This is a genomic window from Pseudomonas sp. O39 (assembly GCF_045447295.1).
Classification (GTDB): Bacteria; Pseudomonadota; Gammaproteobacteria; order Pseudomonadales; family Pseudomonadaceae; genus Aquipseudomonas; species Aquipseudomonas antarctica_A.
Map to the genome: position 1 here is coordinate 1 of NZ_JBJGXV010000017.1, position 15,366 is coordinate 15,366.

The window sequence follows — 15,366 nt, forward strand, 5'->3', positions numbered from 1 at the left end:
AGCTATTGGTAATCGCCGGCCGAGCCACCGTAGGCAAGGGCAGGGCAGTCGACCGGTTCTCATGATCCGTCCACACCACCGAATCACCCGTAACCACCAACCGTTGGGCCAGCGCATGACTCCAGCCAAACCCCAACCCGCAATCCTCTTCCACCGCGCTGGTGCGATACAGCCGCATCCACTCAAACGGCAAAACCCCATCCAAGGTGCCGTCGGTGAGGGTCAGCAATTCTTCCCCGGTCACCATCGACACCGGGCATCCATTAGTAGCCGTCTTATCCGCAGCCGCCGCCGCATCCCCGTTCGGGTTTTTAGCCGACGCAGGCACATCATTAACCGACTCTTTCTGCTTGAGAACCGCGTTCTGCCGCGCCCGCCAGCGCATCTGCATCGTGCCTTGCTTGAGCCCGCCGACCACGCCGCGAACCGCCACCGCCTTGTAGCGATCCACCGCCTGCATAAACCTGGTCAGAATCGTGAGCAGGCTCCTGACAAAACCAACGGCGGCTTCAAGAATCTGTGCGCCATACTTGACCAACCGTACACTCAGATACGCCACTCCCGCCGCCGGCAGCGCGATCATCAACACCGCGCCAATCACCAGCTCAATCAACAAGGACACCACAAACCCGGCCGCCACCTCGGCTATCTCGCCCGGCGGCAGCGCGTCCAGCCACAGCATGGCCGTGCGCACTATCAGGTACAGCGCCGCCTCATCACTGGCCAGCAACATCGCCTGTTCCATGACCTTGGGCGCATCGGTGGCCAACTGCGCCAACTTGGCGGCCTCGGTGCCGAGCTGCTCGACGTATTTCAACGGGTCTTCAAGAATCGCCTGCACCAGCTTGATGCTGTCCCACACGTCCCGGATCGCCGCCCAACTGCCCGCCAGCACGCCGCTGCCAATCGCGCTGGCGGTCGATTGCTGCCAATAGGGTTTGAAGTCTTTCCATTGCTCGCGCAGCCATTGCTCCAGGTCCGCCGTCAGCCCGGCGTAGGACGCAAACAACGCGTCCACCTGGTGCGCAGAAACGCCGCCCTGCACCCGCACCTCATATCGCCCGCCTGCCACGCAGGTGTGTGAGCCTTTGCCGTGTTCATCCAGCATGATCACGGTGGAACTGCCGTCATCCAGTCGAATAACCTCAACCGGGATGTCGCCGATCGGCACGTCGTACACCGACTCGAACGTGCTTTCGATCTTCAGCACACCGCCCGCCGGGCAGCGGGCGACGGTGGAAAAACGCGTATCGGAAATACTGACTGATTGTTGCGAATCCCCCGCCCTCAGTACCCGATCCATCCCCAGCAACGAAGGCATATCCGTTGCGTGGCTGAGCGAATCCAATGCCCGCGCATACCAGGCCCCCATCTGCTGGCGATACTCCGCCAGGCTCTGATGAAAGCCATTCAGTTCATGTTCGATAAAGGCAATGTGGGCAGCGTTGGTCATCCGTGACGTCTCGGCAAGATGGCAAGGCGTCGGAGTCTGCTGCAGGAAAAAGCGGCTGGACGAGTGGTTGGAAAAATCAGAAATAGATGACTTTAAGCGGGTAAAAACCGCAAAAAACTAACCCGAAGGCCTACACAAAAAAGCGATTCAGCTCATTGCGTCAGCCTTGACGACAACCTCGACACCACGGCGGCCTATGCTTACTTGGATAACCGCGCGAGTGCGACCTAGCAGGAGCGATAAGTCGTCGATAAGGCAATTTAATGGCCCCTTTGTAACAAAATTCTCGCCAGAATCGCTTTTATTTTCAGGTGGTTAGGTGGGGATGCAAATGCGCACTGTTGGAATGATGCTGATCGCCTGCTCCCTGGCCGGCGGCGCGGCTGCCGTGCAGGCACGGGAGCTGCGCGAAGGTGACAAGTACATGTGCAGCTGGGGCGCAGGCACCGCCGCCAGGGCTCAGGAACTCAAACTGTCGGGCGTGTCGCTGTATGCCGCGCGGCAGAAGATCCAGACCATCAAGTTCAGCAAATCGTGGATGCGCATGATGGCGATGGGCATCACCGAGCAGACTTATGACAGCCCTTCACGTCTCAAACCTGAGGTGATTCGTCAGAGTTTTTATCAGGATTGCCTGCGTTACAAAGTGGCGCGCAAATGATCCACCGGCGATTTGCACTGGCCAGTGCAAAATTTGCGTAAACCTGTCCAACTTTGCCCTGGCGTGCCTCGCCATACTGGCGCCAGGTAAACCAAGAGGCACAGGCCATGACTGATTACGTATTCACCCCCGCGCCAACCCCATCCCTGGCCATACAAGGCAGCGACGCGCGTTTCCCGCTGCGTCGCGTCTTCTGCGTAGGCCGCAACTACAGCGAGCACGCCCGCGAAATGGGGCATGACCCGGATCGCGAGCCGCCGTTTTTCTTCATGAAGCCGGCGGATACGGTAGTGCCGGCCAAAGGGGTGATTGCTTACCCGCCGTTGACCGCTGACCTGCACCACGAAGTGGAACTGGTGGTGGCCATCGGCAAAGACGGGGTGGATATCAGCCCGGAACAGGCTTTTTCGCATATATGGGGTTATGGCGTCGGCATTGACCTGACTCGCCGAGACCTGCAGGCCCAGGCGAAAAAGCTCTCCCGTCCGTGGGAATGGGCCAAGGCTTTCGATGAGTCGGCGCCCAGTACCGCGTTGCAGCCTGTGAGTGCGGTAGGGCACCCGTCGAGCGGCAAAATCTGGCTCAAGGTCAATGGTGAGCAACGCCAGCTCGGCGACCTGGCCGATCAGATTTGGTCGGTCAGTGAAGTAATCAGCCACGCCTCCAAATCGGTAGCACTCAAGGCCGGTGACCTGATCTTTACCGGCACCCCGGCGGGCGTCGGCGCGTTGCAGCCGGGGGATGTGGTCACCGCCGGCATCGACGGCGTTGGCGAGTTGAGTTTCACCCTCGGCCAAGGTTGAGGCTAAAGTGGTGCCCAGGCCACCCGAGAGACTGTTATGCCAGGCACCCGCGTCACCACCTATGGCATGGAGCAACGCAGCGACCGCCCCGACTTCTATATCCGCGATAAACGCGGGCGGGCGGCGCTGACCAGCCCGCATCGGCATGAATACTTCCAGATCCAGATCAACCTGGGCGGCGACACCGTGCAACATATCGGCGGCGCGGTGCGACCGTTTCCGCACAAAGCCCTGGCGTTTATCCTGCCCCATCGCCTGCATGTGATTCCCCACCCGCAAGACGGCGAGTTCATGCTGATCAACTTCAGCCAGGCGTTTTTCCTGCCGCAATTGACCTGCGATCCGTTGGATTTGGAGGACATCCCCATCGGCCAGGCGCCGGAGTTGTCGCCGTTTCGCTTTCAGGAGCAACTGGATTTCATTCTCGACGACGCGGCCTTCGACGAAGTGAAAACCTGGCTCGCGCATATGCGCACCCTGGACGCCCATCGCACGTTCGGCGCCCGTGAGCGACTAAAAGGCTATCTATTCCAACTGGTCGGCCTCGTCTGCGAACAGTACGCCGAACCCTTGCAGGCATTTGCCGCCAATAACGCCACGCGGCGCGGTCGCAAAGACGCCCTGGCAAGGCTGCAGGGCTATATTCGCGAGCATCTGCACGAACCGACGCTCAACCTGACCGACGCGGCGGCCGCTGCGTTCCTGTCGCCCAACTACCTCACTCATCTGCTACGCAAAGAAACCGGCAAACCCTTTTCCCAATGGGTGCTTGACCGTCGCATGCAGTTGGCGCGCACCTTATTGCTCAACAGCGCGCAAATGATCGGTGTGATCGCCCAGCGCTGCGGGTTTACGGATCAAGCGTATTTCTCCCGGTGTTTTCGTAAGGCCCACGGCTTGACCCCAGGGCAGTTTCGCCGTCGGCAGCAGACAGAATCCTTGTAGTCGCGCGCTTTCTCTTACAAATCCACCACAATGTATATGTTTCTATTTGCATACAATCGCATGTTGTAGGGGAGGAGGCGTTCATGGAAAACCTCGTACGATTGGCGACGCTTGCGGATATCGACAGCTTGTTTGCCATCCGCACCGCGGTGCTGCAAAACCACTTGAGTCGTGCACAGCTGGCCGACCTTGGCATTACGCCGCAGGTGTTGGCAGACAGTATCCGCGAAGCGCCGTGTGTTTGGGTCGCGCACGTGAATGGCCAACCCGCCGCGTTTTCCATGGTCGACCTGGCCGAAGGCGAGGTGTTTGCGATGTTCGTGCACCCTGCCTACGAGGGTCGTGGCTTGGGCCGCCGACTGATGGCGGTGGCTGAAGCCGCGTTGTTCGAACGCCACGACAGGTTGTTTCTGGTCACGGATGGACGTGATGAAATAAGGGCCAATGGGTTTTACCAACGACTGGGTTGGTCGAAGGTGGGACGGGTCGATGGCGACGATGTCCGTTATGAAAAGAGCAGGGCGCCTTAAAGCAATGAACCTACCAGAACCCTCTCCGGCCAACAGCTTTCGCTATTTTTCGATCGGGGTTCTGTGCGTGGCGGTGCTGCTCGGCGTCTGTTTTATACGGTTTAACGCCCAGGTAGACCGTGATCGGCAAGAGGCAGCAGAGCGCCTGGCCCTCTGCCAACGTATAGAAAACGTTGCTCGCGCGGCATCGCCCGCAGGCTTTGAGTCGCCCGAAGCCTGCAAACAATTAAGACAGCGGTATTCCGACAGTGTCGCGCCGTTGTAGGCAATAACCCCATTTTAATAGCGGAAATACAGCCGAGAAGTCGTTAGGGTTATAACGCTTAATTGCACCAAAAAGTGGCACTTTTAGTCTTCGACACCCTGAAAATTGTGTGGTTATTGAATGACTTACGACGCTTTTAATCCGACGAAAGGATTAAAATAATCTTGTGACAGGTTTATCCAGTCGGTAGTATTGCCGGGCGTTCACCTCCCACGGTTTATGCATTTTTAAATCCCAAGTTTCCATCAGCTACTTGGGATTTTTTTTGCCCGGAGTTTGACTTCGACGTCAAGTTTCAATATCGGCAAACTCCGCCCGCATCCGTCCATTACGTTTGGCCTGGTACAGCAACTTGTCGACGGATTCGACAAACCCCAGCATCGCGCTGTTCGGTGTTACGACATGGGTGCCGACTCCCAGGCTCAGCGTCAGTAACTGGGAAACCGCTGAAAATTCGTGCTCGATCTGCTGCTGGCAGATCAGATGCAGGCAGCGTCGGGCCACCTGCCTGGCTGATGCCGCGTCGGTCTCCGGCAGCAACCACACAAACTCCTCGCCGCCGATACGTGCGATGAAATCCCGTGGCCGGTTGGCCGCCAGCGACAAGGTACGAGCCACCTGGCGCAGGCATTCATCGCCCTTGAGATGGCCGTAGTGGTCGTTGTACTGCTTGAAAAAATCAATATCGAGAATGATCAACGACAACGGCAGCTGGCTTCGCTGCGCGCTGGCCCATTCCCGTTCGAGTACGGTGTCGAACATCCGGCGGTTGGCGATGCCGGTGAGGCCGTCCTGAAAAGAATACTCCTCCAGTTGTTTTTGCAGGCGGATCAGGTGTTCTTCGGTCTTCTTGCGCTCGCTGATATCGAACATAAAGCCAATCAATGCCTGGACGTCATCGTCCTTGCGCACCACATGCACCACGTCGCGAATCCACACATAGTCGCCGTTCACTGTCAGCGCGCGGTAATCGGCTTCATGGTCCACGCCGGCGCGTGATTGCGACACGCAGAAATTCACCACGTATTCGCGGTCGTCCGGGTGCATCCGTTCTACCCAGTCATCCACGCTGACCCAACTTTGCGGGGTCCAGCCCAACAACGTTTCGATCTGCGGTCCGATATAGCTGAAGGTCATGGTCTGCCAGTCAATGCGCCAGGGGATGGCCTTGGTCGACTCCAGCAGCGTCCTGTACACGTCACTATCAGGCTGGCTCGGTGGATTGATGCTCATGGCGGGCTGCTCGAGTGATGGCGAAAAGCCAAGAGCGTCTTTTGAACCACGCCGTGAGTCAAGCCTTCGCCAAAGTGACGGACGAGAGGTCGTGTGCTGGGTTTCTGGCGTCAGCGCGCCAGCATTTACGGGGCAAAATGCGGCACAGGTATCACTTTTGAATTAATTGTTCAGTAGCAGGCAAAACCTTATCTATGCTGGGTGCATCACACCAACAGGGTAGAACCCAGGGACGGGGGCTCAGCATGATTTCGATCATCGAACTCAACCGCATCATGGCCGTGGGCTTCCTCCCGCTTTCCTGTGATTGCAGCCTCAACAGCGACGGCTCGCTGCGCATCAGCGTGTTCGAGCCGGCGTCCGGTCGTGTCGACTTGCTGCTGACCCGGGTGTCGCCCCAAGGCCTGGACAGCATCCGTTCCATCTCAAACCTGATTGGCGAATTGCGCACCGAGATCAAGGCCGGGCGCCATGGCTTTGCTGCGGTGGGCTAGCTGTTGACGGTGCTGGTGGGCGTGGACACTGCGCCGTAGTAGCGCCAGCAGCAATGCCGGTGTTCCGGCAGGATCACGCAGCCGCTGAGGCTGACGATCAACAGGGCGGCAACCAGCATATAGAGTCGACGGGACATGATATTTTTTCCTCATTGTGTGTTCTGCGTTACCTCTTGAACGCCGCTACCTGCGCAAATCCGTCGCGATGCCTGCACACATTTCATCAAGTCCCCTCATCCCTTGAGCAATACTCCTTTCAATCTCGGCCTTGAAAAAAAGCTGCGCGACGTGCGACGGATTTTTCGGCGCACGCCGTTCAACTCATCAGCAGCGAGCATTTTCGTTCGCCATATGGAGGAGTTGCCATGAGAACACTGGCCAAATTGCGCTATGCCCTGTTGATCCCGATGGCCTTTGCCGCGCTTGTCAGTACCCCGACCTTTGCCCAGACCGAAGTGATCATCCGCCAGGCGCCTCCGGCAGAACGGGTTGAAGTGATCCCTGCCGAACGCCCGGGCTACGCGTGGGACCGTGGCCACTGGAAATGGGAACGCGGTGCCTATGCATGGGTGCCGGGCCATTGGCAGCCGGTGATGCGCAATGCCCGCTGGGAGCCTGGGCACTGGGAATCCCGTGGCCCGAACTGGTATTGGCGCGAAGGCCATTGGGTCCGCTGAAATTTGATACTTAGCCTGCGGACCGAGAGTTACCCGATTGAAAGACACTGATCCGGACGTTGAGCTACTGGCGCGTATCAGCAACAACGAGCCTGCCGCCGTCAACGAAATGGTAACGCGCAAGTTGCCGCGTTTGCTGGCGCTCGCCAGTCGGATCCTGGGGGATGCCGACGAAGCCAAGGACGTCGCCCAGGAAAGTTTTCTGCGGATCTGGCGCCAGGCGGCCAACTGGCGCGCCGGCGAAGCGCGTTTTGACACCTGGCTGCACCGGGTGGCGCTCAACCTGTGCCATGACCGCCTGCGCCGGCGCAAGGAACGCCCGTTGAACGAGGAGGAGGTGCTGACACTGGCGGACAGCGCGCCGTCCCCCGATGAGCAGTTGGAAACAGCCGACCGCAGTGCCCGAATGGCCGCTGCATTGGCCAGGTTACCCGAGCGCCAGCGCGAAGCCATTGTGCTGCAGTACTATCAGGAGCTGTCGAACATCGACGCCGCGGCTCTGATGAATATCAGCGTCGAGGCACTGGAGAGCCTGCTGTCGAGGGCCCGCCGCCAGTTGCGCAGCCAACTTGCCGACACACCCGGGCTTGCCCGCCCAGGAAGGGGAAAATCATGACACCTGAACGATTTGCGCACTTGGCTGATGCCTATGGAGCCAGCCTGCACCGCTGGCCCATCGCTGAACAGGCCGCGGCCCAGGCCTTGCTCGACAGCGGTAACGCCAGCGCGCGCGAGGCGTTGTGCGAGGCGGGCTGGCTGGATGGGCAGTTGGACAACCATCAACTGGCATTCGCAGATCCGGCACTGGCACGGCAGATTCGCCAGTCAGCCCCGCGACGCGCCTCTTTCTGGTCGCGCTATGCCAACTGGTTATCGCCCGCCGGCCTGGTCGGTGTGGGGATTGCAGGTATCGCCGCCGGGGTGCTGGTGGCGTCGTTGAGTGTGCCATTGCCCATGTTGTCATCCGAAGTGCTGCCCAGTGTCTTCGATCAGGGCGATGCCGACGTCGTCTTCACTGTCAACGCCGAGGAAACCGAGCAATGACCGTAAAATCCCTTAAACCCTGGCTGGTCGTCTCGGTGTTGCTCAACGTGTTCCTGATCGGCGGTGTAGGTGGCGGCCTGTATCACTGGATGGCCACTGCCAAGCCCGCCGAAGCGGTGGTCAACCAGCACGGCCTGCGCCAGGCGATGATCAAGTTGCCGGCAGAGCGCCGCAAAGAGTTGCGCCAACTGCTGCGGCATAACCGTGCTGACAGCCAACCGCTGATCATGGCCGGTCGCGAAGCGCGCCTGGGTGTGATCAAACAACTCGAAGCGCCGACGCTGGACCACGATGTACTGGTGGCCGAACTGGCCAAGGCCCGCGAAGCGGATGTCGCGCTCAGGGCGCTGGTGGATGCCACACTGGCGCAGTTCGCAAGCAACTTGCCCCAGGACGAGCGGCAGAAACTGGTCGAGGCGCTGTACCAGCGCGGGCAGGGCAAAACCAAGGAGAAACTCCCCCAGGTCGCGGGGAATAAACCGCGTTCTTGATCTGTATGCAGGTGACGACCTGGCTCCTGAATCAGGCCCGGTCAGCTGTGGGAGCTGGCTTGCCTGCGATGCAGGCGACTCGGTCTTTGCGACCTAAGCGCACTGTCCACCTGCAACCTCGCCATACCCACTTGATGCAACACCGAAATCCCCAACATTCGTGACGTCCGGTGCAGGCCCGTGCGCACGACAATCAGCGGATTAAAGCGGTTGGATGGCCGAGGCAAGACGTACAGCCGCTGCCGCGTTCGTCAAATCCTTTGTCGAACGGCAGAAAACGGAAGGCGGGGTGAGGCGGGGAGTCAGAGGCGACGCAGGAAGGATTTGACGATGTGCCGGGTGGCGTCGGTGGTGTCCAGCTCGTCCATGGCACTATAAGCGTGCCACCGGCAATCAATGATCTCGTTGCGTGGGTGCGCCTCGGCAATGTTCACCACCGAGGCTTCGAACACATGATGCACCGTGTCGCGGGCTTTCAATTCCTGCAAGTACAGCAGGCCGTCCACGTTCAACCCGGTTTCTTCTTGCAGCTCGCGTGCGGCTGCCCCGACCGGGCGCTCGTCACGCTCGACCTTGCCGCCCGGCAATGCCCATTTTGACCTGGCCTTGCGCACGAAGAGGATGCGCTCCTCATGTTTGCAAATGACGGTTGCACGTATTTTCAAGGTCTACACCTCCCTAGTTGAATGACTGTCATGAAAGTGTAATGCAATTGTCATGCTAATCGGCGGTGGCGCGCACGGGTGGTGATGTGGATACTTCCCCCTTGATAAAACGGACGAGGACAACTGATGAATACCGTACGTTGGGGCATGATTGGCTGTGGCAGTGTCACTGAGTTAAAGAGTGGACCCGCCTTCTACAAAGTGCCAGGTTCTGCGCTGGTGGCCGTGATGGGGCGCCGCGAAGCCGCTGTGCGCGATTATGCGGCACGCCACGGCATTGCCCGTTTCTATACCGACGCCCAGGCACTGATTGACGACCCTGAAGTCGACGCGGTGTACATCGCCACCCCACCCGACAGCCACCTTGAATACAGCCTGATGGTGGCTGCGGCGGGCAAGCATTGCTGCGTCGAGAAGCCCATGGCCATCAACGCCGAGCAAAGCGCGCTGATGCAGCGCACCTTCGAGCGCGCCGGGCTGCACTTGTTTGTGTCCTACTACCGCCGTTCGCTGCCACGCTTTCAGCAAGTGCGCGACTGGCTGCGGGACGGGCGCATCGGTGAGTTGCGCCATGTGACCTGGTCGCTGTGCAAGCCGCCAGCGCCCGCCGACGCCAGCCCTGCCAATTGGCGTACCGACCCGGCCATCGCCGGCGGCGGCTACTTTGCCGACCTCGCCAGCCATGGGTTTGACCTGTTCCAGTACCTGGCGGGCGATATCGTCGAAGTCACCGGTTTTACTGCACGACAAGCGGGGCAGTATGCGGCTGAGGATGCGGTGACGGCCTGCTGGACCTTCAGTTCGGGCGCGCTGGGCATGGGCTGCTGGAACTTTGTCGCGGATCGCCGCGAAGACCGGGTGGAGCTGATCGGCAGCGCTGGCCGCATCACGTTTGCGGTGTTCGAGGACGAGCCGTTGCGTCTTGAAGGTGAGGTTGACGAAGTGTTGGAAGTGCCTTGCCATGAACATATCCAATGGCATCACGTGCAGGCCATGAACGCGCACATTCGTGGGGAAGCCGAGCATCCTTCACTGGCGATCGAGGCGCTGAAGACGGATCGAATTCTGGATAAAGTATTGCTACGCAATCCGCGCCGTCCTGATTGATTTTCCTATGGCGGGCGTTGCTTTTGTGACTGTCGGTTGGCACTGGCCAGGACCCACACTAGTCGCTTACTTTTTCAAGGAATGGATCGATGAACTACAAGGCAGCCTTAATGGCACTGGGGCTGGTGCTGGCCAGTATGGCGACGCAAGCCGCACCACGGGAGCAACGGCCGGCGGGGGATTTTGATTTTTATGTGCTGTCATTATCATGGTCACCAACGTTCTGCCTGACGCACCCGGGTAACGAGCAATGTTCAGGCAAAGGCTATGGGTTTGTACTGCATGGGCTGTGGCCGCAGTACGCCAAAGGTGGTTGGCCGGCGTCGTGTGATGCGCAATCGCGGTTGTCGGCCGATGAGTTGGCCAAAGGGGCGTTGATCTTCCCGACACAGGCCCTGCTCAAGCATGAGTGGTCCAAGCACGGCACCTGCAGCGGGCTGGAGGCTTCGCGCTATCTGGACGCGACCGATACGGCCCTGGCAGCGGTGCAGATTCCGCAGCAATTGCAGCCGTTCAACGTGCCAAATTACCTGGATGCGCAGGCGATTGAAAGCCTGTTCCGCCAGAGCAACCCGGCCATGGGCGACCATGGCATGGCCGTCATCTGTAAGGGCAAGGTGTTGTCCGAAGTGCGGGTGTGCCTGAGCAAGGAACTGCGCTTCGCCGGCTGCCCAAAGAGTGTGAAGACCCAGTGCAAGGGTGGGGACATTCGGATTCCGGTTCAGCGTTGATCACGTACCGGGGTGCAATGCGATGGCGGCAGGCGCCGTTGCGCTCGACGCCCCGGCCCGATCCGCCAGGTAACGTGCCGGCGGTTGGCCCACCGTTTTGCGGAACATCGTGATAAAGCCGCTGGCGTTCTCATAACCCAGGTCCAGCGCGACCCGCTGCACACTTTCACCCTTGGCCAGGCGTTGCAGTGACAGGATCACATGCAACTGCCGGCGCCAGCGCCCGAAACTCAAGCCTAACTCCTCTAACAGCAGGCGCGTCATGCTGCGCTCGCTCATGCCAATGCGCACGGCCCACTGGCCGAGCGTGGCTTTGTCTGCCGGGGCGGCCAGCAGGCTGTCGGCCAAGCGCCGCAGCCGCAGGTCCCGGGGCATGGGCAGGTGCAGGGCTTCGACCGGGGCCTGCGCCAGTTCGTCCAGCAGCGTGCTGATCAGGCGCCCCTGCGCACTGTCTTCTTCATACAAGTGCGGGAAGCTGACCGCCTTGCTGATCAGCTCATGCAACAGGCCGGACACCGCCAGGGTGCAGCACTGCGCGGGCAGGGCGCCGGCGGCATCCGGATCGATCAACAGGCAATACACTTCCGCCTCCCCGGAGCCCCGTGCGGCATGCGACAGACCACCGGGAATCCACAGCGCGCACTGCGGCGGCACGATCCAGATTCCGGCCTCGATCTGGCAATGAATGACCCCGCGCAGCGTGTAGATCAACTGGCCCTTGCGATGAGCGTGCGCGGCGTGTTCCCAGCTCTCGGACGTGCTGGTGGCGCCCACCGCCACGACCGCGCGCGGGATCACGTCGGCGTCTCTGGCCCTGGCAGGGTCGTGCTGATCAAGGCGATGGCGTTGCATGGCGGGTTCGCTGCTTGGCTGAATTGCGAAATATATTGGCTATTTTATGCAATGCCGTCCAGGGGGATGAGCTCTATAGTGAGATCTACTCTCATTTAGGAACTCTGCCATGCGACTCGACAGTTCGACGTTCCCTGTGGTGAAAATCGTGTTTGACGCCCCCAACGAAGGCGGCCCGGATGACACATTCGTGATTTTTGAACGCCTGCTGGCGCGCGAGCAATCGTTCGTACTGCTGCACGAAAAAGCCGTCGACGAAAGCAACCATGAACACTCCCACGAAGAGCGCAAACACGCCTCGATCTGGATGAAGAAAAACAAACAGGCCTTGCGCACGTACGTCAAAGGCATGATCCAGGTCGAGCCGAGCGCGGCCAAGCGCCTGGCACTCAAGCCGTTTACCGTTACGTTCGGCAAGGCCTGGGGCTACCCATTGCTGGTGGTCGAGTCCAGGGACCGCGCCTGGGCGCTGGCGCGGGATGTGCTGGATGAACAGGTGTCGGATGTGGCGCATTTCTAAACGCCGCCGCACAAACCCTGTGGGAGCTGGCTTGCCTGCGATGGCGGTGGGTCAGCCACCTCGATGGTGGCTGACACGGCCCCATCGCAGGCAAGCCAGCTCCCACAGGGGTTAAGTGGCGCGCATTAGTCCACGCAAATCGCCCGGCCCAGTTGGCCTTTCTCGACCGTTGCCGAGCAGCCGAAGTGACTGTTATCCACCTGGCAGGCGCCCGTGACAGGCCCGTTGCCGGCGTGCGTGGTCACGCTGGTCTGGCACTCACCGTCGCACTGGCTTGAATCGGTGCACGCCTTGCCCGCGTCTTTGTAGGGCGTGATGCACGTCCAGCGCTGCAACTTGCCGACTTGCTTCATTGCGCCACCGCCCGCCAGGCAGGTGGAGGCGGTGGCGTCCTGTGCGGGTGGCCGGGTGTGAGCGGTTGTCGTGCAAGCCGATACCAGCAGCAGGGCGGTCAGGCCAATTATCAACTTCATGCAAAAGTCCTCGGGGAGTCAGCGCAGCGGTGCAGTGTACGGGCTATTAAGCTACTTTGATTGACGAGCAAACCCTACCCGGAACTGACGCATGCAAACGTTATGGAAACGCTATTTGAGCTGGCTGGAAAACGACTTGAGTACGCAGATCTTCGACAACGTGAAGAACCTGTTGGTGTGCGCGCTGCTCTTTGCGGCGGGGACCAATACGTTGCTCGGGCAACGTGAGTTATTTGTTGGGATGTTCGCCTCCAGCGTGGCCGGCTGGGGCCTGATTATCCTGTCGACCGTGTTGATGTTATTGAACATCAGCGACGGCATTCGCCGGCTCGCCAAGCTGCGTTATCACCTGGCGTTGCAGCTGTTGCTGATCCTGGTTTACCTGGTGATTGCCGAGCGGGTGGTAGAGATAGTGTGGGGCTTTCGGGCGCATTGAAGTATCCTCCGCGCCCCGCTATCACTGATTCAAAGAAACATGACCGGACAAGACATGCAGGCACTGCTCGAGTCGATCCTCGACGAAGTTCGTCCACTGATCGGCCAGGGCAAAGTCGCCGACTACATCCCCGCGCTGGCCGATGTGCCCGCCAATCAACTCGGCATTGCCGTGTATGGCAACGACGGCTCCGCCTACTGCGCCGGTGATGCCGACACCCTGTTCTCGGTGCAGAGTATCTCCAAGGTGTTCAGCCTGGTGCAGGCCATCGACCACGGCGGCGAAACCATCTGGGAACGCTTGGGCCACGAGCCTTCGGGGCAACCGTTCAATTCCATGGTGCAGCTGGAATTCGAACGCGGCCGCCCACGCAACCCGTTTATCAACGCCGGTGCCTTGGTGATCTGCGATATCAACCAGTCGCGCTTTGCCGTGCCGATCCTCTCGATGCGCGACTTTGTGCGGCGCCTGTCGGGTAACCCGCAGATTCTGGTCAACAGCGTCGTCGCCGAATCCGAGGCCCAACACGGCGCGCGCAACGCGGCCATGGCGTACCTGATGAAGTCCTTCGGCAACTTCCACAACGACGTGGACGCGGTGCTGCACAGCTATTTCAACTATTGCGCATTGCAGATGAGCTGCCTGGATTTGGCCAAGGCGTTCAGCTTCCTCGCCAACGAAGGCACGAGCGCCCACAGCGGCGAGCAAATCCTGACCGCGCGTCAGACCAAGCAAGTCAACTCGATCATGGCCACCAGCGGGCTGTATGACGAGGCGGGCAATTTTGCTTATCGCGTCGGTCTGCCGGGCAAGAGTGGGGTCGGCGGCGGGATTGTCGCGGTCGTGCCGGGGCAGTTTACGGTGTGCGTGTGGTCGCCGGAGCTGAATGCGGCGGGCAACTCGCTGGCGGGGATGAAGGCGTTGGAGTTGTTGAGTGAACGGATTGGGTGGTCGGTGTTTTGAGGGCCTGGGGGTTTACGGCGGTGGCCGTAAATCCCCATTTATGCCTAAGCTTTGCGCGGCTTCACGAACAGAACGAGCATCAAGAACAACGCCCCGGCAGTAATCGCGATATCGGCAATATTGAACACGCCGGTATGCGTCGGCCCCACGTTCAGCACCATGTAATCAACAACATGGCCGTCCCGAAATACCCGGTCGATCAGGTTGCCGATACCGCCCAAGGCGATCGCATAAAGCGGCAGGACCTTGCGAAGCGGCAGGCTCCAGTTGGACAGCGACCACCCCATTGCCCACGCAACCACGACGGCCACACCGACGATAAAAATCAGTTGTTTGACCTGCGGCGGCAGCGCCGCGCCCAGGCTGAGAAAGGCGCCGGGGTTAAGGCTCAGTTCCAGCACCAGGTTGATAGGGTTGGAGCCGAGTTTGAAACTGTTGGTTGGTAGTGAAACCAGGGCCAGCAGTTTGACTAGCTGGTCGACGGCAATAAAGGCGAGGCCGGCGAGGAGGGCGAAGGTGCGGCCTCGCAGTAGGGGCGACGTGCTCAAGCGGTAACTTCCTGTTCCGGGCTTTCGATAGAGCGCCCGAAGATAGCTCAGGCGCTCTACCTCGTCCATCTCAAGCCGTCGGGTGGGCTACATTCAGTGCTTTGTCGACCAGCAGTTGCACACCTTCGAGCATTCGGCAGATGCCCAGCGCGACATTGCGTTGGGAGCCGTCGATTTCGAAGGCCAGGTGGTTGGCAATGTCGCTGATGGACGCCAGGTCTTGTGATGCGTTGACCAGCAAGGTTTCGGTGCCCAGGTCGGCACGCACGGTGAAGAGGCCATCGCTGGGTTCGGGAATGGGCTTGCCGGGGTTGAGGTAATGGTTGATCGCGCGGTAGGCCACTTCGTGCAGGGTGCTGGTGTCGAAGTCTGGATGGCCGGGGGGATTTGGGCTGTCTTTAATCATGGTGAAACTCCAAGGGAAATGGAGCTGCCACGGTTCGCGGTCAAACGAATTAGGGTGGCAGCTATACGC

The 15,366-nt window shown here is 59.9% G+C and carries 22 protein-coding genes; 14 read left to right on the top strand and 8 right to left on the bottom strand.

From position 1 onward, the window contains the following. Positions 1 to 1,453: DUF6531 domain-containing protein (locus tag ACI77D_RS20065; RefSeq protein WP_407017328.1), on the bottom strand; the 1,453-nt coding region annotated here is incomplete at its 3' end. Positions 1,454 to 1,784: 331 nt separating this feature from the next. Here ACI77D_RS20065 and ACI77D_RS20070 point away from each other — a divergent pair. From ACI77D_RS20070 to ACI77D_RS20085, 4 genes are all read left to right on the top strand, one after another. After that, positions 1,785 to 2,114, top strand: a complete 330-nt coding sequence (locus tag ACI77D_RS20070; protein WP_064454919.1) for a hypothetical protein — start codon at positions 1,785 to 1,787, stop codon at positions 2,112 to 2,114. 107 nt (positions 2,115 to 2,221) lie between these two features. Further along, positions 2,222 to 2,917: a fumarylacetoacetate hydrolase family protein gene (locus tag ACI77D_RS20075; RefSeq protein ID WP_064452057.1), complete on the top strand. Its 696-nt coding sequence runs from the start codon at positions 2,222 to 2,224 to the stop codon at positions 2,915 to 2,917. 36 nt (positions 2,918 to 2,953) lie between these two features. Next, positions 2,954 to 3,862: an AraC family transcriptional regulator gene (locus ACI77D_RS20080; RefSeq protein WP_221294530.1), complete on the top strand. Its 909-nt coding sequence runs from the start codon at positions 2,954 to 2,956 to the stop codon at positions 3,860 to 3,862. A gap of 83 nt (positions 3,863 to 3,945) precedes the next feature. After that, positions 3,946 to 4,392, top strand: coding sequence for a GNAT family N-acetyltransferase (locus ACI77D_RS20085; protein ID WP_221294531.1), 447 nt, complete (start codon positions 3,946 to 3,948; stop codon positions 4,390 to 4,392). A 553-nt stretch (positions 4,393 to 4,945) separates the two neighbouring features. Here ACI77D_RS20085 and ACI77D_RS20090 read toward each other — a convergent pair. After that, complete coding sequence (locus ACI77D_RS20090; protein WP_407017329.1) at positions 4,946 to 5,890, bottom strand: diguanylate cyclase; 945 nt, start codon at positions 5,888 to 5,890, stop codon at positions 4,946 to 4,948. Positions 5,891 to 6,135: 245 nt separating this feature from the next. Between ACI77D_RS20090 and ACI77D_RS20095 the strand changes: the two genes are divergently transcribed. Beyond that, the gene (locus ACI77D_RS20095; protein ID WP_407017330.1) at positions 6,136 to 6,384 is read left to right on the top strand and encodes a DUF1652 domain-containing protein; all 249 of its coding nucleotides are present in this window, start codon (positions 6,136 to 6,138) and stop codon (positions 6,382 to 6,384) included. Here ACI77D_RS20095 and ACI77D_RS20100 read toward each other — a convergent pair. Next, entirely contained in the window at positions 6,381 to 6,521 is a 141-nt protein-coding gene (locus ACI77D_RS20100; RefSeq protein WP_167353692.1) for a hypothetical protein, read from the bottom strand. The genes ACI77D_RS20095 and ACI77D_RS20100 overlap by 4 nt on opposite strands. A gap of 228 nt (positions 6,522 to 6,749) precedes the next feature. On the opposite strand from ACI77D_RS20100, the gene ACI77D_RS20105 reads away from it, so the two are divergent. Genes ACI77D_RS20105 through ACI77D_RS20120 form a run of 4 tightly spaced genes read left to right on the top strand, consistent with a single transcriptional unit; the run spans position 6,750 to position 8,596 of the window. Further along, complete coding sequence (locus ACI77D_RS20105; protein WP_064452062.1) at positions 6,750 to 7,061, top strand: YXWGXW repeat-containing protein; 312 nt, start codon at positions 6,750 to 6,752, stop codon at positions 7,059 to 7,061. A gap of 37 nt (positions 7,062 to 7,098) precedes the next feature. Then, entirely contained in the window at positions 7,099 to 7,677 is a 579-nt protein-coding gene (locus ACI77D_RS20110; protein WP_221294532.1) for an RNA polymerase sigma factor, read from the top strand. After that, positions 7,674 to 8,105, top strand: a complete 432-nt coding sequence (locus ACI77D_RS20115) for a hypothetical protein (RefSeq protein WP_221294533.1) — start codon at positions 7,674 to 7,676, stop codon at positions 8,103 to 8,105. The genes ACI77D_RS20110 and ACI77D_RS20115 overlap by 4 nt, the downstream gene beginning before the upstream one ends. Then, positions 8,102 to 8,596, top strand: a complete 495-nt coding sequence (locus ACI77D_RS20120) for a periplasmic heavy metal sensor (RefSeq protein ID WP_064452065.1) — start codon at positions 8,102 to 8,104, stop codon at positions 8,594 to 8,596. The genes ACI77D_RS20115 and ACI77D_RS20120 overlap by 4 nt, the downstream gene beginning before the upstream one ends. Before the next feature lie 302 nt (positions 8,597 to 8,898). Here ACI77D_RS20120 and ACI77D_RS20125 read toward each other — a convergent pair whose 3' ends face one another. Beyond that, a complete protein-coding gene (locus tag ACI77D_RS20125; protein WP_064452066.1) occupies positions 8,899 to 9,261 on the bottom strand; it encodes an NUDIX hydrolase in 363 nt (120 codons plus the stop codon). 126 nt (positions 9,262 to 9,387) lie between these two features. On the opposite strand from ACI77D_RS20125, the gene ACI77D_RS20130 reads away from it, so the two are divergent. Together ACI77D_RS20130 and ACI77D_RS20135 are read left to right on the top strand one after the other, a co-directional pair. Further along, complete coding sequence (locus tag ACI77D_RS20130; RefSeq protein ID WP_407017331.1) at positions 9,388 to 10,368, top strand: Gfo/Idh/MocA family protein; 981 nt, start codon at positions 9,388 to 9,390, stop codon at positions 10,366 to 10,368. Positions 10,369 to 10,457: 89 nt separating this feature from the next. After that, entirely contained in the window at positions 10,458 to 11,099 is a 642-nt protein-coding gene (locus ACI77D_RS20135; RefSeq protein ID WP_407017332.1) for a ribonuclease T2 family protein, read from the top strand. Here ACI77D_RS20135 and ACI77D_RS20140 read toward each other — a convergent pair whose 3' ends face one another. Further along, entirely contained in the window at positions 11,100 to 11,951 is an 852-nt protein-coding gene (locus tag ACI77D_RS20140; protein ID WP_064452069.1) for a helix-turn-helix domain-containing protein, read from the bottom strand. 109 nt (positions 11,952 to 12,060) lie between these two features. Between ACI77D_RS20140 and ACI77D_RS20145 the strand changes: the two genes are divergently transcribed. Beyond that, positions 12,061 to 12,471: a hypothetical protein gene (locus ACI77D_RS20145; protein ID WP_407017333.1), complete on the top strand. Its 411-nt coding sequence runs from the start codon at positions 12,061 to 12,063 to the stop codon at positions 12,469 to 12,471. 125 nt (positions 12,472 to 12,596) lie between these two features. Here the strand turns inward: ACI77D_RS20145 and ACI77D_RS20150 are convergent, their stop codons facing one another. Continuing rightward, positions 12,597 to 12,944 (bottom strand): hypothetical protein, encoded by a 348-nt coding sequence (locus ACI77D_RS20150; RefSeq protein ID WP_221294536.1) that lies wholly within the window; start codon positions 12,942 to 12,944, stop codon positions 12,597 to 12,599. Between the two features lie 91 nt (positions 12,945 to 13,035). On the opposite strand from ACI77D_RS20150, the gene ACI77D_RS20155 reads away from it, so the two are divergent. Further along, on the top strand, positions 13,036 to 13,380 hold the full coding sequence (locus tag ACI77D_RS20155; protein ID WP_407017334.1) for a hypothetical protein: 345 nt from the start codon (positions 13,036 to 13,038) through the stop codon (positions 13,378 to 13,380). Positions 13,381 to 13,434: 54 nt separating this feature from the next. Next, positions 13,435 to 14,343: a glutaminase B gene (gene glsB / locus ACI77D_RS20160; protein ID WP_064452073.1), complete on the top strand. Its 909-nt coding sequence runs from the start codon at positions 13,435 to 13,437 to the stop codon at positions 14,341 to 14,343. Positions 14,344 to 14,387: 44 nt separating this feature from the next. Here the strand turns inward: glsB and ACI77D_RS20165 are convergent, their stop codons facing one another. Together ACI77D_RS20165 and ACI77D_RS20170 are read right to left on the bottom strand one after the other, a co-directional pair. Then, positions 14,388 to 14,891: a signal peptidase II gene (locus ACI77D_RS20165; RefSeq protein ID WP_407017335.1), complete on the bottom strand. Its 504-nt coding sequence runs from the start codon at positions 14,889 to 14,891 to the stop codon at positions 14,388 to 14,390. Between the two features lie 70 nt (positions 14,892 to 14,961). Further along, positions 14,962 to 15,297 (bottom strand): DUF6124 family protein, encoded by a 336-nt coding sequence (locus tag ACI77D_RS20170; protein ID WP_064452075.1) that lies wholly within the window; start codon positions 15,295 to 15,297, stop codon positions 14,962 to 14,964. Positions 15,298 to 15,366 lie beyond the last annotated feature (69 nt).